This window comes from Nocardioides perillae, from assembly GCF_013409425.1.
In the GTDB taxonomy this organism is placed as follows: Bacteria; Actinomycetota; Actinomycetes; order Propionibacteriales; family Nocardioidaceae; genus Nocardioides; species Nocardioides perillae.
This window is the reverse complement of sequence record NZ_JACCAC010000001.1, coordinates 983819-1006985: the sequence shown is the minus strand read 5'-3', so window position 1 is coordinate 1006985 and position 23167 is coordinate 983819. Positions and strand designations below refer to the sequence as shown.

The 23167-nt window shown below is 74.4% G+C and carries 20 protein-coding genes; 10 read left to right on the top strand and 10 right to left on the bottom strand.

Translation table 11 applies throughout. The annotated features are described in order from the left end of the window. Nucleotides 1-146 precede the first annotated feature (146 nt). The gene (locus BJ989_RS04650) at nucleotides 147-293 is read right to left on the bottom strand and encodes a hypothetical protein (protein ID WP_179517199.1); all 147 of its coding nucleotides are present in this window, start codon (nucleotides 291-293) and stop codon (nucleotides 147-149) included. A gap of 63 nt (nucleotides 294-356) precedes the next feature. Between BJ989_RS04650 and BJ989_RS04645 the strand changes: the two genes are divergently transcribed. Together BJ989_RS04645 and opgC are read left to right on the top strand one after the other, a co-directional pair. After that, a complete protein-coding gene (locus BJ989_RS04645) occupies nucleotides 357-1418 on the top strand; it encodes an SDR family NAD(P)-dependent oxidoreductase (RefSeq protein WP_218848726.1) in 1062 nt (353 codons plus the stop codon). Between the two features lie 28 nt (nucleotides 1419-1446). Next, nucleotides 1447-2688 (top strand): OpgC domain-containing protein, encoded by a 1242-nt coding sequence (gene opgC / locus BJ989_RS04640; RefSeq protein WP_179517198.1) that lies wholly within the window; start codon nucleotides 1447-1449, stop codon nucleotides 2686-2688. A gap of 31 nt (nucleotides 2689-2719) precedes the next feature. Here the strand turns inward: opgC and BJ989_RS04635 are convergent, their stop codons facing one another. Continuing rightward, nucleotides 2720-3961 carry a mechanosensitive ion channel family protein gene (locus tag BJ989_RS04635; RefSeq protein ID WP_179517197.1) on the bottom strand — a complete coding sequence of 414 codons (1242 nt, stop codon included), beginning with the start codon at nucleotides 3959-3961 and terminating at the stop codon, nucleotides 2720-2722. Nucleotides 3962-4049: 88 nt separating this feature from the next. Between BJ989_RS04635 and BJ989_RS04630 the strand changes: the two genes are divergently transcribed. Beyond that, entirely contained in the window at nucleotides 4050-4841 is a 792-nt protein-coding gene (locus tag BJ989_RS04630) for an SDR family oxidoreductase (RefSeq protein WP_179517196.1), read from the top strand. Between the two features lie 169 nt (nucleotides 4842-5010). Here the strand turns inward: BJ989_RS04630 and BJ989_RS04625 are convergent, their stop codons facing one another. Continuing rightward, complete coding sequence (locus BJ989_RS04625) at nucleotides 5011-6591, bottom strand: LVIVD repeat-containing protein (RefSeq protein WP_246283395.1); 1581 nt, start codon at nucleotides 6589-6591, stop codon at nucleotides 5011-5013. A 75-nt stretch (nucleotides 6592-6666) separates the two neighbouring features. Here BJ989_RS04625 and BJ989_RS04620 point away from each other — a divergent pair, with 75 nt between their 5' ends. Both BJ989_RS04620 and BJ989_RS04615 read left to right on the top strand, forming a co-directional pair. Beyond that, entirely contained in the window at nucleotides 6667-7401 is a 735-nt protein-coding gene (locus tag BJ989_RS04620) for a DUF305 domain-containing protein (protein WP_179517195.1), read from the top strand. A gap of 64 nt (nucleotides 7402-7465) precedes the next feature. Then, nucleotides 7466-8431: a lipid kinase gene (locus tag BJ989_RS04615; protein WP_179517194.1), complete on the top strand. Its 966-nt coding sequence runs from the start codon at nucleotides 7466-7468 to the stop codon at nucleotides 8429-8431. Between the two features lie 37 nt (nucleotides 8432-8468). On the opposite strand, the gene BJ989_RS04610 is transcribed toward BJ989_RS04615, so the two are convergent. Together BJ989_RS04610 and BJ989_RS04605 are read right to left on the bottom strand one after the other, a co-directional pair. Further along, complete coding sequence (locus BJ989_RS04610; RefSeq protein WP_179517193.1) at nucleotides 8469-10157, bottom strand: VC_2705 family sodium/solute symporter; 1689 nt, start codon at nucleotides 10155-10157, stop codon at nucleotides 8469-8471. After that, a complete protein-coding gene (locus BJ989_RS04605; RefSeq protein WP_179517192.1) occupies nucleotides 10154-10432 on the bottom strand; it encodes a DUF4212 domain-containing protein in 279 nt (92 codons plus the stop codon). The genes BJ989_RS04610 and BJ989_RS04605 overlap by 4 nt, the downstream gene beginning before the upstream one ends. Nucleotides 10433-10676: 244 nt before the next feature. Between BJ989_RS04605 and BJ989_RS04600 the strand changes: the two genes are divergently transcribed. From BJ989_RS04600 to BJ989_RS04585, 4 genes are all read left to right on the top strand, one after another. Beyond that, entirely contained in the window at nucleotides 10677-11129 is a 453-nt protein-coding gene (locus BJ989_RS04600; protein WP_218848725.1) for a hypothetical protein, read from the top strand. A 143-nt stretch (nucleotides 11130-11272) separates the two neighbouring features. Next, a complete protein-coding gene (locus tag BJ989_RS04595) occupies nucleotides 11273-11716 on the top strand; it encodes a DUF5709 domain-containing protein (protein WP_179517191.1) in 444 nt (147 codons plus the stop codon). A gap of 427 nt (nucleotides 11717-12143) precedes the next feature. Continuing rightward, on the top strand, nucleotides 12144-13778 hold the full coding sequence (locus BJ989_RS04590; RefSeq protein WP_179517190.1) for an HNH endonuclease signature motif containing protein: 1635 nt from the start codon (nucleotides 12144-12146) through the stop codon (nucleotides 13776-13778). 270 nt (nucleotides 13779-14048) lie between these two features. After that, the gene (locus BJ989_RS04585) at nucleotides 14049-15521 is read left to right on the top strand and encodes a hypothetical protein (protein ID WP_179517189.1); all 1473 of its coding nucleotides are present in this window, start codon (nucleotides 14049-14051) and stop codon (nucleotides 15519-15521) included. Between the two features lie 8 nt (nucleotides 15522-15529). Here the strand turns inward: BJ989_RS04585 and BJ989_RS04580 are convergent, their stop codons facing one another. The 3 genes from BJ989_RS04580 to BJ989_RS04570 all read right to left on the bottom strand — a co-directional run bounded on the left by BJ989_RS04580 (nucleotide 15530) and on the right by BJ989_RS04570 (nucleotide 20225). Further along, nucleotides 15530-16873 (bottom strand): choice-of-anchor B family protein, encoded by a 1344-nt coding sequence (locus BJ989_RS04580; protein WP_179517188.1) that lies wholly within the window; start codon nucleotides 16871-16873, stop codon nucleotides 15530-15532. A 131-nt stretch (nucleotides 16874-17004) separates the two neighbouring features. Next, on the bottom strand, nucleotides 17005-19425 hold the full coding sequence (locus BJ989_RS04575) for a hypothetical protein (protein ID WP_179517187.1): 2421 nt from the start codon (nucleotides 19423-19425) through the stop codon (nucleotides 17005-17007). Continuing rightward, nucleotides 19425-20225: a hypothetical protein gene (locus BJ989_RS04570; protein ID WP_218848723.1), complete on the bottom strand. Its 801-nt coding sequence runs from the start codon at nucleotides 20223-20225 to the stop codon at nucleotides 19425-19427. The genes BJ989_RS04575 and BJ989_RS04570 overlap by 1 nt, the downstream gene beginning before the upstream one ends. Before the next feature lie 193 nt (nucleotides 20226-20418). Between BJ989_RS04570 and BJ989_RS04565 the strand changes: the two genes are divergently transcribed. Further along, the gene (locus BJ989_RS04565; protein WP_179517185.1) at nucleotides 20419-21555 is read left to right on the top strand and encodes a Glu/Leu/Phe/Val dehydrogenase dimerization domain-containing protein; all 1137 of its coding nucleotides are present in this window, start codon (nucleotides 20419-20421) and stop codon (nucleotides 21553-21555) included. 96 nt (nucleotides 21556-21651) lie between these two features. Here BJ989_RS04565 and BJ989_RS04560 read toward each other — a convergent pair whose 3' ends face one another. Both BJ989_RS04560 and purM read right to left on the bottom strand, forming a co-directional pair. Further along, a complete protein-coding gene (locus tag BJ989_RS04560) occupies nucleotides 21652-21837 on the bottom strand; it encodes a DUF3073 domain-containing protein (RefSeq protein ID WP_179517184.1) in 186 nt (61 codons plus the stop codon). Nucleotides 21838-22066: 229 nt separating this feature from the next. After that, complete coding sequence (purM, locus tag BJ989_RS04555) at nucleotides 22067-23164, bottom strand: phosphoribosylformylglycinamidine cyclo-ligase (RefSeq protein WP_179517183.1); 1098 nt, start codon at nucleotides 23162-23164, stop codon at nucleotides 22067-22069. Nucleotides 23165-23167: the final 3 nt, after the last annotated feature.

The window sequence follows — 23167 nt, the reverse complement described above, 5'->3', positions numbered from 1 at the left end:
GCACGGTGCCCGGTGGCGGCTCGCCGACACGGGCCCCCACACCCCGAATCTGGGGGTCACCCGGAGGGGTGATCCCACCCGTAGGGGCGTGCCCGGCTCCCCGCGGTCGGCGTGGGGAGCCGGGCAGTCGCCTCGGCGGGGGCCGCTCAGAGCAGCAGGACGAGCAGCAGGATGACGGCGATGACGAGCGCGAGGATGGCGATGGTGCGGGTGTTCACAGGGTTCTCCCTCATCCGGGCGGTGCACGGTTGCGCCGCGGCTGACCGGTATCCGGACGACAGCGGCTCATTCACGCACCCGCGCGACACAGCCGGCGGCGGCACGTTCGACCGCACCGTCGTGGGGTACCTGCGCGCGTGCCTGCTCCTCGCCTGCCCCGCGCCCTGACCGACCTCCTCGACGACCTGGCGACCGACGCCACCACCGTGCTGGGCCGCGCGTTGCCGCGGCGCCCCGAGCTGCGCGGCAAGGTCGTGCTCGTGACCGGGGCCTCGAGCGGCATCGGCCGTGCGACCGCCCAGCGCGCCGCGCTCGAGGGCGCCCACGTCGTGCTGGTCGCCCGTGACCGCGCCAGCCTGCAGCTGGTCGCCGACGAGTGCGACGGGGCCGCCAGCACGACGGTCCTGCCGGCCGACGTCGGCGACGACGAGGCCGTGCGCCGCGTGGTCGAGACGGTCCTCGACCGCCACGGCCGCCTCGACGTCGTCGTCAGCAACGCCGGCGTGGTGGCCTACGGCCGCTTCGAGTCGGTGCCGCCCGAGGTCTTCGAGGGCGTGCTGCGCACCAACCTCCTCGGCAGCGCCAACGTCGCGCGCCACGTGCTGCCCGTGCTGCGCCGCCAGCGCGCCGGCGACCTGGTGCTCGTCGGCTCGGTGATCGGCCACCTCGCCGTCCCGCAGATGTCGGCCTACGCCACCAGCAAGTGGGGCGTGCGCGGCCTGGCCCGCCAGCTGCAGGTCGAGAACCGCGACCTCGCGCACGTGCACGTGCACTACGTCGCCCCCGGCGGCGTCGACACCCCGATCTACCAGCAGGCGGCCACGTCGTCGGGCCACCTCGGTAGCCCACCGCCGCCGGTGGCGACCCCCGAGCGGACGGCCCGGCAGGTCCTCGACCGCGTCGGCAACCCCCACGTGCGCTCGCAGCTGGCCTGGTCCAACGAGGCGATCCGGTTCGGCGCCGCCTACCTCCCCGGCGTGTACGGCGTGCTCGTCGGCCCGCTCTTCCGGCTCCTGGCCACCGACCGCGACCACCTCGTGCCCCCCGGCCCGGGCAACGTGCTGGAGTCGAAGCCGACCGGCAACGCACTGCGCGGTCGGCCCCGCGGCCCGCTCGGCGGCACCCTCAGCGGCACCCTCGGCGGGACCCTCGGCGGCGGGCTGCGGCACCTGTCCAGCGCGCTGCGCGGCGGTCGCTGACGCGCCCCGCCGCACCTAGCCTGACCCGGTGCCGCCCGCCACCCCCGCCTCGCCTCCCTCGCCGCGCCCGGCCGGCGCCGCGCCGGTCGCCGGGTCGCGCGACCGCGTCGTCGACTGGCTGCGCGGGCTGGCGATCTGCTTCGTCGTGGTCGACCACCTGCCGGTGCCGAGCGCCTACCAGGTGCTCACCGAGGAGGCGATCGGGCCGGTGTCGAGCGCGGAGCTCTTCGTCGCGCTCTCGGGGGTGGTGCTCGGCTCGGTGCACGCGCGCCGCGTCGCCGACTCCGGGTGGGGAGCGTCGGCGCAGCAGATGTGGTCGCGCGCCGGCACCCTCTACCTCACCGCCGTCACCCTGGTCGTCGTGACCTGGCTGCTCACGCTGGTGCCGGGTGTCGACGGCCGCTTCGTCACCACCTTCACCGACCAGGGCACCGGCGCCGCGGGTGCCGAGGGCGCCGGGCAGGTCTACGACCTCTACGGCTGGTTCCGCGGGGTGGCCGACGGCACCGTGCCGTTCCCGGAGGCGATGGAGGCGCTCTTCCTGCTCCGGATGGGCCCGTGGCAGGCCAACATCCTGGGACTCTACGTCGCGCTGCTGCTCCTCGCCCCGCTCGTGACCTGGCTGCTCGCCCGCCGGCTGTGGCCGGTCGTCGTGGTGCTCTCGCTGGCCGGCTGGGGCGTGGCGCTGGTCGAGCCGGTGCGGGTGCTCCCGAGCCAGTTCGAGGACGCCTTCCCGCTGCTGAGCTGGCAGGTGCTCTTCGTGCTCGGCACCGTCGTCGGGTGGCACCGCAGCGCGGTCCTCGCGGCCGCCCGCACCCGCGCCGGCCGCGCGGTCGTGGTGCTGCTCGTCGTCGCGTGGCTCGCAGCCGTCGCGTTCTCCTGGGCCAACCCCTACCTCAGCAACGCGCTCGACGTCCGCTGGGTGCTCCTCGACGACGCCACCTACACCCAGGTCTACGCCGAGTGGTTCGCCCGCACCGACCTCCGTCCCGGACGGCTCGCCGCCACCTGGGCGTTCCTGGTCGCCGCCTACGCCCTGCTCACGGTCGCCTGGCGACCGGTGTCGGCCGCCACGTCCGCCGCACTCGAGCCGCTCGGGCGCGCCACCCTCTACGTCTTCGTCGTGCACGTGCCCGTGGTGCTGCTCGTCGCCCAGCTCGGCGACCGCGACACCTCGCTCGGCGTGGGCACGCTGCTCGCCACCGCCACCCTCGCGCTGCTGTGGCTGATGGTCCGCACGCGGTTCCTCTTCGGCATCGTGCCGCGCTGACCCGGCCCGACCCGGCCCGGGCCGGGACCGGTCAGCGCCGCGGGTCGTCCTGGCGCACGACGGGGACGCTGCCGGTGCCCATGCGCTGCGCGCGGGCCTCGGCGGCGGCGTCGCCGTGGAAGAGCCCGGCCTGGTCCCCGGCGGGGCCGCGCTGCGGGCGCGCGGGCGGCTCGCCGACCAGCTCCACGCGCTGGCGCGGCAGCCCGGCGTCGGCGTGGTCGCGCACCCACCCGACGAGGTGCTCGCGCACGTGGCAGCGCAGGTCGAAGAGCGACGGCGCGTCCTGCGCGGTGACGAGCACCCGCACCCGCACCCAGCCGCCCACGGCGTCGGTCACCTGCAGCACCTTCGCCCGCCCGTCCCACAGGTCGGTGGTCTCGAGCGCCCGGTCGAGCTCGCGGCGCATCGCGTCGGTGTCGACGCGCCAGTCGAGGTCGAGCTCGACGGAGCCGAGCAGCTCGGAGTGCTCGCGCGTCCAGTTCTGGAACGGCGTGGTCGTGAACCACGTCGAGGGCAGCACGAGGCGACGGTCGTCCCAGATGCGCACCACGACGTAGGTCAGCGTGATCTCCTCGATCCACCCCCACTCCCCCTCGACGATGACGGCGTCGTCGAGCCGGATCGCGTCGTTGAAGGCCAGCTGCACCCCCGCGAAGACGTTGCTGAGCACCGACTGCGCGGCGAGCCCGGCCACGACCGAGATCAGGCCCGCGGAGGCCAGGACGCTGGCGCCGACCACCCGCACGCCGGGGAAGCTCAGCAGCACCGCACCCGCGGTCACGACCACCCCGGCCGCGACGGTGAGCCGGCGGATCACCATCGTCTGGGTGCGCCGCTGCCGCGCCAGCCGGTTGTCGGCGACGTCGGTGCGGTAGCGCCGCAGCCCCTGATCGGCGACGAAGAGCGCCACCGAGGTCACGAACCACCCGGTCGCCACGATCGCGAGCACCTGCGCGGCCAGCGCCGCCCACCCCCACCACGCCGCCTCGTCGGCGCGCGGCCGGAGCGCGGCCACGGCAGGGTTCAGCGCCACCAGCACCACCAGCACCCGGAAGGGGATGCGCGCGGCCCGTGCCAGGTCGCGCAGCGGCGGCCAGCGCCGGCTCGCGACGCGCACGAGCAGGTGCACGCCCACCACGACCGCGAGGGCGCCGAGCACCGCGGGGGCGAGCGCCGGCACCACGTCGGCGGCGTCGTCGACGACGAGCGGGAGGGGCGCGGGGCCGGCGGGCACGGCGTACGACGGGAGGTGCGGGAGGAGGGTCGGTGCCATGCACCCAGTCCACCGGGTCGAGGCCGCGCGGCCAAGCGCAGGCCCGGGTGGGCGGCATCACCGCCGTCGGCGGCGGGTACGCACCACCATGACCCACCACCCCCGCCTCGCGATCGTCACCGGCTCCGACTCGGGCATCGGCCAGGCCACGGCCCAGCTGCTCGCCAGCGAGGGCTTCGACGTCGGCCTGACCTGCCACGAGGACGCCGAGCGCCTCGCCGACACCGTGCGCGAGGTGGAGGCGCGCGGCCAGCGGGCCTTCGTCGAGCGGTTCGACGCCGCCTCCCCCGACGCCGGCGAGGTGGTCGACCGCCTGGTCGCCCAGCTCGGCGGTCTCGGCGTGCTCGTCAACTGCGCCGGCACCGGCCACTCCTCGACGGTGCTCGACACCGACCTCGAGACGTGGCGGCACGTGCTGGCCACCGACCTCGACGGCCCGTTCCTCGCCAGCAAGGCGGCGGCGCGCCACCTGGTCGACGCGGGGCACGGCGGACGCATCGTCAACGTCACGAGCGTCCACGAGCACCTGCCGCGGCTCGGCGCCGCGGCCTACTGCTCGGCGAAGGCGGGGCTCGGCATGCTGACGAAGGTGCTGGCGCTCGAGCTCTCCGAGCACGGCATCACCGTCAACTCCGTCGCCCCGGGCGAGATCAGCACGGAGATGACCGGGCAGGACGAGTCCGAGGCCTACCACCAGGAGCGCCCGGGCAACCCGCTCGGCCGTCCGGGCCACGTCGCCGAGGTGGCCTCGGTCATCGCGTTCCTGGCCTCGCCCCGCTCCGCCTACGTCACCGGCTCGTCCTTCACCGTCGACGGTGGCCTGAGCCTCATGGCCGCCCACGGCCACGACCAGGCCGGCAGCGGCTGGCGCACCCTCTGACCACCCCTCGGCGGTTCAATTGCTGAGTTGTGGCCCGGTTACCGATCAGTAACCGGGCGACAACCCAGCAATTGCACCCGGGTCCGGCCATTCCGCTGAGCGTGCCGAGGGGCCACGAGCGCAGTGCGCTCGCGACCCCTCAGCGTTGGTGCAGGTGGCTCAGCCGGGCTCAGCCGTTCCAGGACGGCTGCGACTGCGGGTTGAACTCGTCGAACTCGCTCTTCGCGGCGGTCTTGACGATCTTGTCGTCCAGCGTCAGGACGTCGAAGCCCTGCTGGATGTCGTTGCTGTAGATGTGGCCGCGGTACCAGTAGGCCGACCAGGAGCCGCCGAGCACGAGGCGCTCGTCGGAGATCGGGCCGCGGTCGAACCACGCGATCTCGCGCGGCCTCTTCGCGTTGGTGAAGTCGAAGACGGAGATGCCGCCCTGGTACCACGCCTGGACCATGATGTCGCGGCCCTTGACCGGGATCAGCGAGCCGTTGTGGGCCACGCAGTTCTCGGTGTTGGAGTTGGTGCGCGGGATCTTGTAGTAGCTGGCGAACTCCAGCTGGCCCCCCTGCAGCCGGTAGATCGCGTCCGCGCCCTTGTCCGGGCCCACCGTCGGGTTGCAGGTGGCCGCGCCGCCGCCGCCGAGCTCGTCGGTGAAGACGACCTTGGTGCCCTCGTTGTTGAACGTGGCGGAGTGCCAGAAGGCGAAGTTCTCGGTGTCGCGGACGGTCTCGGTCACGACCGGGTTCTCGCGGTCGCTGATGTCGAGGATGACGCCGTCACCCATGCACGCGCCGGCCGCGATGTCCTTGGAGGGGTAGGCGGTGATGTCGTGGCAGCCGCTGGTCGTGCTGGAGCCGTTGCCACCCGGGTTGCCGCCCTCGGGGAAGAGCACCGGCTCGCTGACGAGCGCGGCCTGCGACGGGTCGTCGAGCGGGATCTCGACGACGCTGATCTTGTCGTGCGGCGGCTGGCAGTCCGGCGCGTTGACGTTGGGGCTGTAGGACGAGGCGTACGCGTAGAGCGTCTGGCCGTCCTTCGTCGGCGCCAGCGTGTGGGTGTGCGAGCCGCAGTCGGTCTCGACCGCCGCGACGTACTCCGGGTTGGCCGGGTCGCTCACGTCGAAGACGCGCAGGCCCTCCCACGACGACTTCACGAGGGACGACTGGCTGCCGGCCTCGCACGAGGAGCTCGCGCGGCTGGAGTCCACCGACAGCACGAGCACGTCGCCGTAGACGGAGATGTCGTTCTGCGAGCCGAGGCACACGACCTGCGCGACCTCCTGCGGCTCGGCCGGGGCCGAGATGTCCCAGACGGTGAAGCCGTTGTAGTTGCCCGCGAAGGCGTGGTCGCCGCTGAAGGCCAGGTCGGAGTTGTACGCCGTCTCCGCGGCGAACGCGCCCGACTTCGGGCGGTTCGCGAGCAGCGAGAGGTTGTCGCTCGAGGCGGTCTCGCCCTCGGCGAGCTGGGTGCCGGAGTCGTCCATGGCGCCCAGGTCACCGCCGGCGATGTCGCAGCCGGCGCCGAAGCGGTCGCCCGCACCGCGCGCGAGCTGCTTGGCCAGGCCGGGCGGACAGTTCTGCGGCGCCTGGGCGGAGGTGGCCTCCTCCTGCGAGGAGTGCGAGCCGTCGTGGGCGGTCGCGGTGGCCGGCACCAGGGCCGCGGCCACGGCGAGGGCGAGGCCCGCGGCGGCGAGCGGACGGCGTACGGCGGAGCGGGTGCGGGTGCGCAAGGACAGCGCTGAGGGGTCCCGAGACAAGAGATGTTCCTTCCGAGAGGTGGGGGTCGCACGAAGTGCTGCACCTGTCGTACCGTGCCGAGCACGATGAAGGCAATGACTCGGGCACCACGACTTCTGACCGTCTCGGCTCTGCTCCTCGCCGGCTCCGGCGTGCTCGCGGGCTGCTCCGCCGTGGGCGACGACACCGCCGCCGAGCACGCAGGGCACGGCTCGGCGCAGCACGCCGACGCCTCCGGCGGCACCGCGGACGACCCCTCCGGCGAGGGCGTCACCGTCCTCCAGCCCGGCGCGCCGGGCGAGCCGGCCGAGGTCGGCGGCGACGTGCCGCCGCCGGAGCCGACGCCGTGGAACCACTCCGACATCGCCTTCGTGCAGATGATGGTCCCGCACCACGCGCAGGCCCTCGAGATGGCGCGGCTCGCCGACACCCGCGCCCGCGACCCGCGGGTCCGCAGCCTCGCCGAGCGCATCGCCGCCGCGCAGGGCCCCGAGATCCTGCTGATGGCCGCGTGGCTCGAGGAGCAGGGCGTCGACGTGCCGTCGGCCTCCGACGACCCGCTCGACTACGACCACGGCGCCCACGGCCACGACGGCATGGAGGGCATGCTGACGCCGGAGCAGATGGCGCAGCTGCGCGCGTCGCGCGGCACCGCCTTCGACCGGCTCTTCCTGCGCGGCATGGTCGGCCACCACCGCGGCGCGTTGACCATGGCCGAGACCGTCGCGACGTCGGGCACCGCCCTGCAGGTCAGCGAGCTCGCCGCCGACGTCGCCGTCGGCCAGTCCGCCGAGATCGCCCGGATGCAGGAGCTGCTCGCCGACCTCTGAGCGCACAGCGTGCCCACAGCCGGGTCTCACGGAGTCCTCACCGAGGCTGCCTAGCGTCGGGGCCGTGCCCCCCCACCTCCCGCTCACGCCCCTCCACCCCGGCGCGGCCGTCGCGCTCGTGGTCAACGCGGGTTCCCGGCGCGGCGCCGCCGCCCTGCCCGACGTACGCCGGCTGCTCGCGACCGCGGGCCCCCGGCGGCTCGACGTGCACCCGGTGGTGCGGGGTGCCGACCTGCGCCCGGCACTGGAGGCAGCGGTCGCGGGCGGGCCCGACCTCCTGGTGGTCGGCGGGGGCGACGGCACCGTCGGGTGCGCGGCCGACCTGGTCGCCGGCACCGACGTGCCGCTCGGCGTGCTGCCGCTCGGCACCGCCAACGACTTCGCCCGCACGCTGGCCGTGCCGACGGACGTGGCGAGCGCCGTCGACGCGCTGCGCACCGGCCACGTGGTCGACGTCGACCTCGGGCGCGCCGACGGTCGCGTCTTCCTCAACGTCGCCTCGCTCGGGCTGTCGGTCGGGGTGACCCAGCGCCTGACGGCACGGGCCAAGCGGTGGCTCGGACCGGCGGCCTACCCGGCGGCGACGCTCGCGGCCTACCGCCACCACCGGCCCTTCGCCGCCCGCCTGGACTTCCCCGGCGGCGACCACGCCCCGCTCGCGCTCGACGACCTGCTGCAGGTGGCGGTCGGCAACGGCGTGCACTACGGCGGCGGCAACGCGGTGTCGCCGACCGCCTCGGTCGACGACCACCTGCTCGACGTCTACGCCATCGTCCGCGGCCGCCTGCGCGACCACGTCTCGATCGCGCGGTTCCTGCGCGACGGGTCCTTCGTCGAGCACGAGCGGGTGGTGCACCTGACCACCCGGGCCGTCACGGTCAGCACCGACCGGCCGATGCCGGTCAACCTCGACGGGGAGCTGGCCGCCGGCACCCCCACGGCGTTCGCCGTCGAGCGCAACGCGCTGCACGTCGTGGTGCCGGCGCACAGCACCGCGGCCCGCCTCGACGGACGAGACGGGCCGCGGTGAGCGTGCCGGTGGTGCAGGTGGTGCCGGTGCTGCGGGCTCAGACCTCGAGCTCGCCCTCCGCGTGCTTGGCCACCAGCGTCGAGCGGCCGGGGAAGCGGATCTCCTCGACCAGCTCCTGCATGACGGGCGACGGCTTCGGGGTGAACTGCGAGACGATGATCGTCACGGCGAAGTTGATGAGCATGCCGATCGTGCCGAAGCCGGTCTCGGCGATGCCGAAGATCCCCTCGCTGTTGCCGTAGATGTCGATGGTCCACAGCATGTAGGCCATCGTCACCACCAAGCCGGTCACCATGCCGGCCGTGGCACCCATGGCGGTGCAGCCCTTCCAGAAGATGCCGAGCACCAGCACCGGGAAGAAGCTGGCGGCCGCCAGTCCGAAGGCCAAGGCGACCACCTGCGCCACGAATCCCGGCGGGTTGATGCCGAGGTAGCCCGCGACGAGGATCGCCGCGCCCATCGCGATGCGGCCGACCATGAGCTGGCGGGCCTCGGTGGCCTGGGGGTTGACCTTCTTGTAGTAGACGTCGTTGGCGACCGACGACGAGATCACCAGCAGCAGGCCCGAGGCCGTCGACAGCGCCGCGGCGAGCGCGCCCGCCGCCACGAGGCCGACGATCGGCGCGGGCAGGCCGCCGATCTCGGGCGAGGCCAGCACGATGATGTCGTTGTTGATCGCGACGTCGGTGTAGTTGAGCGTCGTCGAGGCGGCCAGCTCGGAGATCGGGCTGCCGTCGGCCTGGGTGATCAGCCCGACGTCGGCCCAGGTGTTGAACCAGCCCGGCACGTCGGAGAGCGCCGTGCCCTGCAGGTCCTGGATGATCTGCAGCTTGCTGAAGGCCGCCACCGACGGCGCGGTCGTGTAGAGCAGGGCGATGAAGAACAGCGCCCACAGCGCCGAGTAGCGCGCGGCCCGCACCGACTTGGCGGTGTAGAAGCGGACGATGACGTGGGGCAGGCCCGCGGTGCCGAACATCAGCGCCGCGGTGATCAGCACCATGTTGAGCATGTTGACCTGGGTGAAGGCCCCGCTGTAGGCCGAGAGGCCGAGGTCGGCCTGGAGGCCGTCGAGCTCCTCGAGGATCTGGCCGAAGCCGACCTGCGGCAGCGGCACGCCGGTGACCTTGGTCGAGACCGCGACCGCCGGGATCAGGTAGGCGATGATCAGCACGGTGTACTGCGCCACCTGGGTCCAGGTGATGCCCTTCATGCCGCCCAGCACGGCGTAGAAGAAGACGATCGCCATGCCGATGACCACGCCGGTGGTGGTGCCGACGCCGAGGAAGCGCTGGAAGACCAGGCCGACGCCGGCCATCTGGCCCGCGACGTAGACGAAGGACACGACGATGGCCGCCACGACCGCGACCATGCGGGCGCTCTCGTTGTAGCGGTCACCGACGAAGTCGGGGATCGTGTACTTGCCGAACTTGCGCAGGTAGGGCGCCAGCAGCAGCGCCAGGAGCACGTAGCCGCCGGTCCAGCCCATGAGGTAGACGGACCCGGCGTACCCGTTGTTGGCGAAGGCGACGATGCCGGCGAGCGAGATGAACGACGCAGCGCTCATCCAGTCGGCCGCGATCGCCGCGCCGTTGGCCGGGGCCGGGATGCCGCCGCCGGCGACGTAGAAGCCCGAGGTGGTGCCGACGCGGCTGGCGTAGGCGATGTAGATGTAGATGCTGAAGGTGACGATCGCGAAGATCAGCGTCCACAGCTGGATGTCGCTCACGAGTGGTGCACCTCCTGCTCGTACTCGTCGATGCCGTACTCCGCGTCGAGCTTGTCCATGCGCACCACGTAGATCGCGATGAGGGCGACGAAGACGAGGATCGAGCCCTGCTGGGCGAACCAGAAGCCGAGCGGGAAGCCCGCGACGACGACGTTGTTCAGCGGCTCGACGAAGAGGATGCCGGCGCCGAAGGAGACGATCGCCCAGACGGCGAGCAACGACGCCATGAGTCTGAGGTTCTTGCGCCAGTACTCCTGGCGCTGTCGCTGGTCCATGGGTTTCCTCCTGCATTCCTGCGGTCAGGGGTCCGGGCCGCTGGCGGGCCGCGGCACCCCTGCCGCACCCGAGCGGACGACGCTGCGGACACAGCGCCTCGGGGCTCAGCGAAGCGCTGCGGGAGGCCGCGCAGCAAGGCCTGCTTGTGAGCGCGGTCACAGTTTGCGGTGAGCGGTCGCGACCGCGCGACGAACGGGCGTCGGGGGTCTGTCGTGGCGGGCGCCGCGCTCCTACGCTCGGGGCATGGCCACCGCAGGCACCCGCCCCACCCCTCCTCGGGCCGGCTCCACCCGGCGTACGGCGCGTCCCCGCCGCCGCGCCGAGCCGGGCCGCAACGCGCTCCTCGGCGCGTCGGTGATGGTGGTCGTCGGGTCGTTCATGACGTGGTTCGACACCGGTGTGGGCGCCGTCGCCGGCTCCCGCGGGCCCGGGTTGTGGACCTTCTACGCCGCCGTGCTCGGCCTGGCCGGCGCCCTCGTGCCCTTCCGGCGCGCCGCGGCGGTGCAGGGCGCCGTGCTGGCGGTCGTCGCCGTCGCGCTGCCCGTGTGGCAGGTCGCGCGGCTGCTGTCGCTGGTGGGGACCACTGGCTGGTTCCCCGGCCCCGGGCTCGTGCTGGTGCTGGGCGGCGGCGTCCTCGCCGGCAGCGCGGCCTGGCGGCTGTGGCGCGGGGCGAGCGCGGCGGCCGACGCGGGCTGACCCTTCTGTCGGGCGGCCGGGCCATGGTCGGGCCGCTGTCGGGCCGCTGTCGGGGTGGCCACACCCCGCGGGGGGTGTGCCTACGGTCGACGGTGGGCACCGTGGGTGTCCGCCCGCGAGGGCCCACGAGCGAGAGGACCACCGTGACCGAGCAGCAGGACGCCGACACCTACGGCGACTACAGCGTCGACGCCGAGGACCAGCCGCAGAGCGGCGGCGACGACCTGACCGCCGACCGCGGGCTCGAGGACCCGATGGACGAGGGTTACTCCCCGCCCGAGAAGTGGTCGGCCGGGCAGCGCTTCGGCAACACCCCTTACGAAGAGGCCACCGGCGAGACGCTCGACCAGCGCATCGCCCAGGAGGAGCCCGAGCCCGACCCGTACGCCGAGGCCGGCGCCGTCGCCGAGTCCGTCGGCGGCGAGGTCGGCGACGAGCGGGCCGGCCGCCTCATCGACACCGACGAGGGCGCGCGCACCGACACCGAGAAGGACCTCGTCGCCACCGACGTCGGCATCGACGGCGCCGGCGCCGGCGCCGAGGAGGCCGCCGTCCACGTCATCGACGAGGACGACGTCCAGGCCTGACGCTCCCAGCGCTGCCCCGCTGGTCGGGCAGCGAGCGCACGTGCGCCGGTCGAGATCCGGCGAGCCCGAGGGGTCACGCGCTGCTCTGCGGTCGAGGGGTCACGCGTTGCGCTCGCGCCGAGGGGTCGCGCGCTGCGCTCGCGTCGAGGGGTCGTGCGTTGCGCTTGCGTCGAGGGGTCGCGCGCTGCGCTCGCGCCGAGGGGTCGCGCGCTGCGCTCGTGTCGAGGGGTCGCGCGCTGCGCTCGTGTCGAGGGGTCACGCGCTGGGGCACTCGGGTGGTCGGGGAGGCTCGTCAGGACCGTCTCGAGGCGGAGATCCCGGCGGACTGTGGGCCGTTGCTCGTGCACAGGTCGACGGGCTGGATCCGTTGTCCACAGCCAGATCCACGCTGGCGGCGACTGTCGGTGGTGGGTGTTTGACTTCTCTCATGACGACCAGCCCGGCGCCCGAGCTCGACACCGCGGTCGCGGTGCTCGACGCCGCCGTCGGTGCGGTCATGGACCAGCGCACAGCGGATGCCCGGCTGATGTACGCCGCGTGTGCATGGGCGGACCTGCACCCCGCCGACGCCCTCGACGAAGCGACGGTGGCCGGCACCTACGGCGACACCGCACTCAAGGTCGCTGGCGCCTATGGGCCGGGGGTGACGGAGTTCGCGGTGGCGGAGTTCGCCACCCGGCTGGGGCGTTCCACCACCGCGGGTGCCGCCTACCTCGGCCAATCCCTGGTGTGCCGCCACCTCCTGCCCCGGTTGTGGGATGCGGTGCAAGCGCACCGGGTGGACGGGTGGCGTGCCCGCCTCGTCGCCCGCATGGTGCTCGGCAAGGACCTCACCCCCGAGGCAGCGGGGTGGGTCGACCGGCACGTGACACCGGTGGCGCAGACCATCGGCGCCACCACCCTCGAACGCCTCGTCGCCGAAGCACTCGCGCGGTTCATGCCCGACGAGGCCGAGCTCGCCCAGGCCGAGGCACGGGAACAGCGGCGGTTCGAGGTCCACCTGCAAGGTCGCCCTGCGGATGACCTGACGGGGACGGTGGACGCGAGTGGTTGTTTCGACCTGCCCGACGGGCTCACCATCCACGACGCCGTGGTCGAGGAGAAGCAGCGGCTGCGCGCCCTGGGCGCCACGGCCGAGTCGGGACCACTATCGGCGCAGGCCCTGCTCAACCTCGTCGTACGGGGCTCCGACGGCGCGTCGACGCAGGGCACCCTCGACCTGGTGACCGCGGACGGAGGTCGAGCAGCGAGCCCCGACGAGCGTGTCGAGACCCCCGAGGCCGGGGCACCGCAGCCCGGCTCACCGGGCCGGTCTCGGCAGCGGCGGAGGTATCTGCTGCACCTGCACCTGTCCGACGCCGTCCTGCGCACCTCGATGTTCCCCGGACGGCTACGGGCTGGGGACGGCGCGGTCGGGCGGGTCGAGGAGACCCGAGCCCCGGTGTCGGCGACCGCGATCCGCGACTGGCTCACCACCGCCGGCATCGACGGCGTCGCACCCCACGTCACGGTGCTGCCGGTGATCGACCTCGCCGAAGCGGTGCACACCGAGGCCTACGAGGTCCCACGCCGACTACGGACCCAGACAGCTCTGATCCACCTGGCGTGCGTGTTCCCGTGGTGCGGCCGCGCCGCACGCAGGTGCGACCACGACCACACCGTCCCCTACAACCCCACCGACCCCGCTGGCGAGGCGGACGAGGCAACTAACGGGCCGGTGGGTGGGCCGACCTGTTCCTGCAACATCGCGCCGCTGTGCCGGCCGCATCACCGGTTGAAGACCCACGGCCACGCCGCCACCCGGTGGACCCTCACCCCCGCAGGCGCCGGCGCCTGGCTGTGGAAGTCACCGCACGGGGCGCACTACCTGCGTGACCACACCGGCACCCGACCACTCGACGGACCACTCGCCCACGAGACCGGCCCGCCCGACACCGCACCACCCGACACCGGGCCGCCGCCCGGCTCTGGTCCGGCGCGGGAGTGCGACACCGGGCCGCTGCCCCCTGATGCGGCCCCGCCGCACGAGGCCGACACCGGTCCACCCGCACCCGCGGACTGACGACACGCGCGTACGTCACCGGGCCTCGACACCGGCCCGACGGCCCAGCTCGACCACCGGACGAGGGGGCCCGTTCCTCGTCAGCCATCCCGTCGACGACAGCCCGCACCCAGCACCGGGGTGACGGGCTCGTCGTGCTGCCCCGACCACCGCGGGAGCCCGGGGTGCAGGGGTCTGGCACGGGCCTGACGGCCCTGCTCGACCGCGGGCCGGACGGGCGTGGTGGCCCGCCCGGCCACCGTGATCGCGGGCGGCCGGGAGGATGGGGGCGTGCTGCCACCCTTCGAGAGCGTCCACCGCCTGCGGACGGTCGAGCCGCTGGGCCCTCACGGGGTGCAGGTGGACGAGGTCTCGCCGCGCTCGGGGGCGAGGTGGGCGGTGCCGCTGCCCGCGCCGTACGCCGCTGTGGTCGTCGACCTGCCACCCGACGGCGACGGCGCGGTCGGCATCGAGCTGCGCAGCGGCCCGGTGCGGTTGTCGGGCACCCTCGACGCGGCGGGCCGGACCGCCCTGGCCGTCGCGACCGGACGGGGTGGTGCCGACGGTGCCAGCACCCACCGCAGCCGCCGCCACGGTCGTGCGCGCGAGCGCCCCCGCCGGGTCGCGCTGACGCTGACGGGCGCGGTGCTGGCGTGCAGCACCGACGCGACCGGCGCCGACGACGGCAGCGGCTGGCGGGTGCGCGCCCGGGTGGACCTGCAGGCGTTGCCGCGCCCGCTCGACCTCGGCCACCCGGGGACCTGCGCCGGCCTCGAGGTCCACCTCGTCGCCGGCACGGTCGAGCGCCTGAGGGCCGGCGCCGCCGGGCACTGGGGCCTGCGCGACGTGCGGGCGGTGACCCAGGCCGACGGCACCCCGCTGCGCGATGGCCGTCGGGTGCCGCTGACGGCCACGTGCGCGGGGCCGGGGTTCGCCGACGCGGCGCACTGCGGCACCTTCCTGCTCGACCCGGTGGCCGGCTCGCTCGTGCGCACCGGCTCGCTCTTCACCACCCGCGCCGGGGACGACCGCGTGCACGGCGACCACGCCACCCACCTCCTGCGCGCCCCGGACGACGCCGACGCGTGGTTGGTGGCGACCAGCACCTGGGGCGGTTTCGTGGCCGGTCGCTCCGGCGCGCGCGTGGACGCGACCCTCGGCCACCTGCGCGGCGACGCGCTGCACGGCACGCACGTGGTGCCCACGACCGCGCTGCGGCTGCCCGTCGACGACCTGGCGTCGGTGGGCACGTGGGACCCCCACCTCGTACGTCGCGACGCCGGGTGGGAGGTCGGCTTCGTGTCGGCGCGCCGCTACTTCGACTTCCACCCCGCGTGGGCCACCGGCCCGACCCTCGACGCTCTCGTCCTGCGCGGAGCCGACCGCAGCCGCACCGCCACCGAGGGCACGACGCTGGTGGACCTCGGCCCCGACCTCGGCCTGGACCTCGGCCCCGACCTCGGTGCCGCCCACGGCGGCCTGCGACTGCTCGCCAGCGACGGCCGCGACGGGCCCCGCGAGCGCCGTGCACGCTTCCCCGTGCTCGACGAGCAGCTGCACGAGGTGGGCGCGCTGGACGCGGCGTACGCCTCGAACATCCCGTGGCCCACCCTGCTGCCCGCACGGGCGGACCGCGACGGGCACGACGGGTGGTGGCTGGTCACCTTCGACGGGACGCCGAGCGGAGGCCGACTGCCGGGCTACGGCACCCACGGCGACCTGCTGGTGCTGCGCGCCCGCGCGGGCGGGCGCGCAGCACCCTGAGCGAGAGGTCAGCCGCGCCCGTTGTCGCGGGTGCTCGACTTCACCCGCGGCTCGAGGACGAAGAGGCCCTCCTCGATCCCGGTGACCAGCACCTTGCCGGAGTCGAAGAAGGGGTAGTTGCCCCAGGTGCCGGCGAAGGTGGTGGCGTCGTCCGCGGGGTAGACGTCGAAGAAGCCCCGCTCGGTCAGCCGCCCCTGGTCGACGCGGAAGGTGTCGTTGACGCGGAGCCCGGAGGTGTAGTTGCTCTGGTAGGCGAGACCTTCGTGGATGAAGATGTTGTGGTCGATCGACGGGTTCCCGTCGTTGTCGGCACCCTTGAGCACCGGCGCGTCGAGGTCGGTGAGGTCCCAGACGTAGGTCGTGGTGCCGTCGACCGTGCCCTCGAGCTCGTCGAGCTCGTCGCCGAGCAGGAAGGTGCGCTGGTCCTCGGTGAACCAGCCCTGGTGGGTGTAGGCCGAGGTCTCGTACGGCGCGCGGGCCAGCATCTCGACGTCGGTCGGGTCGCTGGCGTCGAGCACGGTGACGGTGTCCTCGTTGGAGGCCACGCAGACCTCCTTGCCGCGGTGCTCGGCGTCCGGGCCTACGTAGTCGACGCACTGGATGTCGTGCGTGTAGCCGTCACCGCCGTAGCAACCCGCGAGGGTCGGGTCGGCCGGGTCGGAGAGGTCGTAGACGATCGGGCCGCCGCCGACGGTGGCGCAACCGGGAGCGGTGACACCTCGCGTGGCCCCGATGACGTAGGCCCGCCCGCTGTCCTCGTTGATCGCGAGGTTGTGCGACTGGCCGAACTGGTCGACGACGGTGTCGGGGGTCCAGGCCCGTTCCGAGGTCACGCCGCGCAGCCGGGTCAGGTCGAAGACCTGCATGCCGTGCCCGCTCGCCTCGGCGACGACGTAGGCGTGGTTGCCGTAGGTCTTGATGTCGCCCCAGATGTTGCCGGAGTCGCCAGGGTTCTCGCTCGGCATGGTCCCGAGGTAGACGGGCGCCGAGCCGTCGGTCACGTCGACGAAGGCCGTGCCCTCGAAGAGGCTCACCAGCGCGTACTCCCGCCCGGTGCTCGGGTCCTCCCAGCCCCAGACGTCGTTGGCCCACACGCTGTCCATCGAGCTCAGCGGCAGGAAGGACGCGAGGTCGATCTTGTGGCACGGGAAGATGCCGGCCATCCCGTCCTCGCAGCGGACGTCGGACTGCGGCACCTGCGGCACGCCGCCGGGGCTGACCGCCTCGGCGACGCGGTCGAAGCCGGACTCCTTGCCGGAGCCGTCGTGGGTGGGGTGCCCGAGGGCAGGGAGGGCGGTGGCGGCCAGGACCGCCGAGACCGCGGTGGCGAGGGCTGCACTGCGTAGTCGCACGAGTTGTCTCCGTCTGTGGGGTGGTGGGACGGAACAGGCGGAGGCCGGTGGCTCGTGGCGCCCGATCGCCGCAGAGTCCCGCGAGCACCAGACCACGCCCCACCCGACCAGCGCAAGGGTGGCGCCCGACGTCAGGGCGACGCGCTGCCCGACGGTGACGCGGTGGGCGACGAGGCCCCCGACGAGGCGGTGGTGCTCGGGCTCGGCGACGAGGAGGACCGGTCGGACGCGGACGGAGCGGACGAGGCCGAGCCCGACGGCGAGGCCGTTCCCCTCGGCTCGACGTCGGAGGTCTCCCCCGGCGCCGGCGTCCCGCTGGGCGTGCCGGACGGGGTCGTGCCCGGCTCCGGCGAGGCGGACCCGCTCGGCGAGCCGGAGCCGCCGGGCGACGCCGAGCCGCTCGGGTCGGCCGGCCCGGTCGACGCCTCCTCGCCCGGCGCGGGGCCGTCGACGTCGGGCAGCAGCCCCGGTTGTGCGGCGAGGACCGCCAGGAGCTGCCGCTCGTAGTCGGTCAGCCGGTCCTGCAACTCGTCGAGCGGCGTCCGCCCGACCTGCGCCCCGAAGGCCGCGATCTCCTCCCACAGGCGCGCGACCTCGGCACGCGTCGCCTCGGTCGGCTCGTCGGCGAGGGTGACGAAGAGCTGCACCGCGAGGGAGAAGGTGAGGCACGAGGTGCACTCGTAGGTCGCGGAGACCGCGGTGTTCTGCGGCGCGACGGTGTCGACCTCGCCGACGACCAGGACGACCTGGAAGGCGACGGCGACCGCGGCGCACTCGCGGCAGCTGGCCGCCGCGAACGACTCGTTGGCCTGCGTCGCGGGCGCCTCCCCGTCGGCCCACACCAGCGCGAAGGCGACGTCGTAGACCACCGAGCCGTCCTCGGTCGCGACCGCGACCGCCTGGTTGTCGCCCTCCTCGGGCGCGAGCGGCTCGTCGAAGGGGAAGACCCAGGTCTGCGGCGCGGCACCCGAGCCGGCGTCGGCGTCGGACGTCGCACCCGCCGGCACCACCTGCTCCTCGCCCGGCACCGCTCCGCCGGCACCTCGCGGCACGAGCACGAGCGCCAGCGCGGGTGCGTCCTCGGTCGGCGTGCCGGCACCCGCGGGCAGCAGCACGGTGCCCGCGCCGCGGCTGCCCACTGCCAGGCCGGCGTCGCCGGCCGTCGGCAGCGCGTCGAGCAGGGTGCCGCCCTCCCACGGCCGCACCGGCCGGTAGCGGTCGGCGTCGGGCCACCAGGCCCAGGCCAGCCCGGCGAGGAGCGCGAGCGCCGTGGCGACGGCGAGGGCACGCCGGGCGGGGCGGCCCGCCGTACGCCGCCACCCGAGGACGGCGACCTGCCGGCCGAGGCGGACCAGCAGGTAGCCGAGCGCGACGACCGGGAGCAGCACGACCAGCGCGCCGAGCGCCCGCCCGGCCGCGGCCACCGGGTCGCCGGCGGCCGCACCCGTGGTCGCCTCCGCCCACTGCGCGCCCGCGGCGGCCCAGGCCGTGGCGACGATGCGCGGCAGCGACAGCACCAGCAGCACCAGCGCGGCCGCGAGCAGCGGCACCACGGTGAGCACCCAGGTGGTGACGACCGCGCGCGCCCAGGGCTTCAGCGCGGCCGCACGCGGGTCGCTGCGACCCGGCACCAGCGAGGCGAGGGTGGGGCCGATGCGCTGGAAGAGGTCGGGCACGCCGGTGAGGTCGGCGAGCACGTGGTAGCCGTCGAAGCGCACGAACGGCAGCAGCTGGCGCAGCATCTGCAGCAGCTGGGTCGCCACGACCAGCAGCACCGCGTCGGCGCGCGTCAGCCACCACACCGCCGCGGTCGCCACCACGACGAGCGCGTTGAAGTAGAGCCCACCGAGGTCCGTGCGGATCCGCCCGCCGCGCCCCAGCCGGTAGGAGTCGGTGACGTCGGTCCAGAAGGCCGGCCAGATCAGGTAGAACCCCGCGCCCATGGCACCCGGCGTCGCGCCGCCGCGCCGCGCCGCCGCCGCGTGCCCGAACTCGTGGAACCCGCCGGAGAGCACCGTCACCGCCAGCACCACCACCAGCAGGCCCGGGCTCGCGAACGCCTCGTAGGTCGCCGACGCCAGCCCCCGCTCGAGCAGCACCCAGCCCGAGACGAACGCGAAGAGCGCGAGCACCGGCACCGCCACCACCGGGTGGAAGAGCACCGCGAACGGCGTGGTCAGCCGGCGCGTGAGGGCGGGGTCGGCGACGGTGAGCTTGCCGCGCAGCCCCAGCAGGGGCGTACGCCGCTCCACCTCCGGCTCGCTCCCGTCGGCCCCCGTCGCGAGCCCGAGGGCACGGAGTCGGTCGAGCAGGGCGACCACGTTGTCGGCCGTGACGGTGCGCCCCGCGGCCGCGGAGACCGCGGCGGCCAGCTCCTCGGGGCCGCGCTCGCCGTCGACCTGCTGCAGCAGCAGGTGCAGGAAGGGGGTGAGCTGGACGACCTGCCCGTCGGCGCGGCGGGCCAGCGCCGGCGGCTCGCGGTAGCCCGAGCCCGGCACCTCGCCGAGCAGGTCGACCCCGGCCGCCCGGCGGGGAGCGGTCGCGAGCGGCACTACGGCTGGGCGAGGTCGGACTGCTGGTCGGAGGTGGCCTCCGCCGAGCCGGTGATGTCCTGGCTGATGATCGCGTCCTGCTGGGCCACCGCGACCGCGTCGCTGTCGACGGAGCCGACGTTGGCCGCCACGGCAGCGTCGATCGGGGCCGCCACGTTGGCGTTGGCCGCGACCGCACCGTTGATCGGGGCGGCGATGTTGGCGTCGGCCGCGAGGTCGACGTCGACGTCGAGCAGGTTGCCGGAGGCGACGTCCTCGAGCGTCGGCGCGGTCACGCCGTCGGTGGCCCCGTCGGTCGCCCCGTCGACGGCGTCCGTCACCCCGTCGGTCACGCCGTCGGTCGTCCCCCCGGTCACGCCGTCCGTCACGCCGTCGACGGTGCCCGTGACGCCGTCGACCGTGCCGTCGAGGTCGGTGCCGGTCGCGTCGGTGGTGCCCGTCCCGGCGGCCGTGGTCGCGTCGGCCGTGGTCGCGTCGTCGGGGCTCGCGCCCTGCTCGATGGTGGAGTCCTGGGTGGCGTTGGCGACCGCGTCGGCGTCGATGCCCTGCTGGATCACCACGCCCTGGTCGGCGAGCGCCTGCGCGGTGGAGCCCTCGGAGAGGACGTTGGCGCCGACGGCCGCGTCGATCGGGGCGGCCACGTTGGCGTTTGCGGCCACGCCGAGGTCGATCGGGGCCGCCGCGTCGATGGCGAGGTCGAGGTCGGCGTTGAGGTCGAGGATCGAGACGACCTCCTTGTCGGGCAGGGCCACGCCCTCCTCGGCCGCCAGCTCCTCGGGGCTCAGGCCGCGCTCGGTCACCACGTGCTCCTCTCGACGGGGCCGCACCGTCGGCGGGGGCGACCAGGTTGCCAGCCGGGGTACCCAGCCCCGCCCCCCTCACACCCCGGCGCGGCTAGGCTGGTGACCCGGGCCACACCACCCCCGTGACCCGGCCACGACACACCCGCCACCGACCACCACCCACGTGGTCGCTGCAGAGAGTTGGACCACCATGTCTGAGCTGTCCGCCCACCCCGACGTCGACGTCACCGAGGTCACCGAGGCCACCGACGTCGCCGACGTCCTCGACGCCGCCACGGAGCACGAGCAGGTCGTCTTCTGCCACGACCGCCCGACCGGCCTGCGCGCCGTCGTCGCGATCCACTCCACTGCCCTCGGCCCCGCGCTGGGCGGCACCCGCTTCCACCCCTACGCCAGCACCGGCGAGGCGCTCGCCGACGTGCTCGCGCTCTCGCGCGGCATGACCTACAAGGCCGCGCTCGCCGGTCTCGACCTGGGCGGCGGCAAGGCGGTCATCGTGGGCGACCCGCGCACCTTGAAGTCCGAGGCCCTGCTGCGCGCCTACGGCCGTTTCGTGCAGTCGCTGGGCGGCCGCTACTACACCGCCTGCGACGTCGGCACCTACAGCGCCGACATGGACCTCGTCGCTCGCGAGTGCGACTTCGTCACCGGCCGCACCGTCGCCCACGGCGGCGCCGGCGACAGCAGCGTCCTCACGGCGTACGGCGTGTTCCAGGGCATGCGCGCCGCCGCCGAGGCGACCTGGGGCTCGCCGACCCTGGAGGGCCGCACCGTCGGCGTCGCGGGCGTCGGCAAGGTGGGCCGCCACCTGGTGCGCCACCTGCTCGAGGACGGCGCCCGCGTCGTCGTGACCGACGTGTGGCAGCCCGCCGTCGACCGGCTGCGCGAGGAGCACCCCGAGGTCGAGGTGGTCGGCTCCGCCGACGAGCTGGTCGCCTCGCCCCTCGACGTCTACGCCCCCTGCGCCCTGGGCGGCGCGCTGAGCGACGAGGTCGTCGAGGTGCTGTCGGCACGCGTGGTCTGCGGGGCGGCCAACAACCAGCTCGCCCACCCCGGCACCGAGAAGCTGCTCGCCGAGCGCGGCATCCTCTACGCACCCGACTACTGCGTCAACGCGGGCGGCCTGGTGCAGGTCGCCGACGAGCTCGAGGGCTTCTCCTTCGAGCGGGCTCAGCAGCGCGCCGCGGGGATCTTCGACACCACCCGCACCGTGCTGGAGCTGGCCCGCACCGACGGCGTGCCGCCGGCGGTGGCCGCCGACCGGCTCGCCGAGCGGCGGATCCACGAGGTGGGGCGCCTGCGGGGCGTGTGGCTGCCGGCCCGCTGAGCGACCCGGTGCCCGCACGGCCGGGGCCGGGTCACCGCGAGGTGGCCCGGCCCCGTCCGTGGACGCGTCGTCGTGCGCGCCGGTGCGTGCGTGAGGTCAGTCGCGCGAGCGGTCGGCGTAGTCCGACCACGGATCCGGCTCGTCGGACTCGACCTGCTCGCTCTCCACGGACTCGGACCCGTGGAGCTCGCGTGCGAGCGCTCCCAGGTCGGTCTCGTGGGTGCGGTACTTCAGCTCGCGAGCAACCTTGGTCTGCTTCGCCTTCGCTCGGCCGCGCCCCATAGGGTCGACCCCCTCGCATGTCGGCCGGGGCGCTGTGGCCGCCGGGCTGTCCTCACCGAATCTCGTGAGGGCAACGCTACCTGCTGGGTGGGTGCTTCCGCACACTCGGGGCCGGATCCGGGACCTCCGGCAGGGAGGTGCCCCGGCCCGGTCCGCACAATTGTGCGGAAGTCGACGGTGCTACCAGCCGGTAACCGTCGAGTCCCGCACAATTGCGCCCGACTCGACCTCAGGCCCAGCCGGGGTGCTGCCCGTCGAGCAGCACGCGACCGGCCTCGGCGGCGCTGCCGTCGGCCGCGCGGACCTCACCGGCCACCCAGGCGCGCAGGCCGTGGGCGGCGAGGTCGGCGACGGCGGTGTCGACCGACTCGGCGGGCAGCAGCGCCACCATGCCGACACCGCAGTTGAGGGTGGCCTCGAGGTCGGGCTGCGCGACCCCGCCGACGCGGCGCACCAGGTCGAAGACCGGCTGCGGGGTCCACGTCGCGCGGTCGACGCGCGCCACCAGCTCGGCCGGCATCACGCGCTCGAGGTTGGCCGCGAGGCCGCCGCCGGTGACGTGCGACATCGCGTGCACCTCGGTGGCGTCGGCCAGCGCGAGGCACGCCTTGGCGTAGATGCGCGTCGGCTCGAGCAGCTCCTCGCCGAGCGCGCGACCGAGCTCGTCGACGTGGCGGTCGAGCGCCCAGCCGGCACCGCCGGCGTCGGGCGCGCCGAGCAGCACGTGGCGCACCAGGGAGTAGCCGTTGGAGTGCAGGCCGCTGGACGCGATCGCCAGCACCACGTCGCCGGGGCGCACCCGACCGGGGCCCAGCAGGCGGTCGGCCTCGACGACGCCCGTGGTCGCGCCTGCCACGTCGTACTCGTCGGGGGCGAGCAGGCCCGGGTGCTCGGCGGTCTCGCCGCCCACGAGCGCGCAGCCGGCCTCGGTGCACGCCTCCGCGATGCCCTTGACGATCGCCGCGATCCGCTCGGGCACGACCCGGCCGGTGGCGATGTAGTCGGTCATGAACAGCGGCTCGGCGCCGCACACGACGAGGTCGTCGACGACCATGCCGACGAGGTCGAAGCCGATGGTGTCGTGGCGGTCCATCGCCTGCGCGATCGCGACCTTGGTGCCGACGCCGTCGGTCGAGGTCGCCAGCAGCGGCCGCTCGTAGCGCTTCAGCGCCGAGGCGTCGAAGAGCCCCGCGAAGCCGCCGAGCCCGCCGATCACCTCGGGCCGACGCGAGCGCTCGACCCACCCCTTCATCAGCTCGATGGCCTTGTCGGCGGCCTCGATGGAGACGCCGGCGGCGGCGTAGGCGCCACCCTGCTCAGTGGTCAACGC

Coding starts and splice junctions, on each gene's coding strand:
- BJ989_RS04635 (WP_179517197.1), bottom strand. CDS start 3,961: ATGGCACCGACCCTCCTCCCGCACCTCCCGTCGTACGCCGTGCCCGCC.
- BJ989_RS04630 (WP_179517196.1), top strand. CDS start 4,050: ATGACCCACCACCCCCGCCTCGCGATCGTCACCGGCTCCGACTCGGGC.
- BJ989_RS04620 (WP_179517195.1), top strand. CDS start 6,667: ATGACTCGGGCACCACGACTTCTGACCGTCTCGGCTCTGCTCCTCGCC.
- BJ989_RS04605 (WP_179517192.1), bottom strand. CDS start 10,432: ATGGACCAGCGACAGCGCCAGGAGTACTGGCGCAAGAACCTCAGACTC.
- BJ989_RS04600 (WP_218848725.1), top strand. CDS start 10,677: ATGGCCACCGCAGGCACCCGCCCCACCCCTCCTCGGGCCGGCTCCACC.
- BJ989_RS04590 (WP_179517190.1), top strand. CDS start 12,144: ATGACGACCAGCCCGGCGCCCGAGCTCGACACCGCGGTCGCGGTGCTC.
- BJ989_RS04565 (WP_179517185.1), top strand. CDS start 20,419: ATGTCTGAGCTGTCCGCCCACCCCGACGTCGACGTCACCGAGGTCACC.
- BJ989_RS04560 (WP_179517184.1), bottom strand. CDS start 21,837: ATGGGGCGCGGCCGAGCGAAGGCGAAGCAGACCAAGGTTGCTCGCGAG.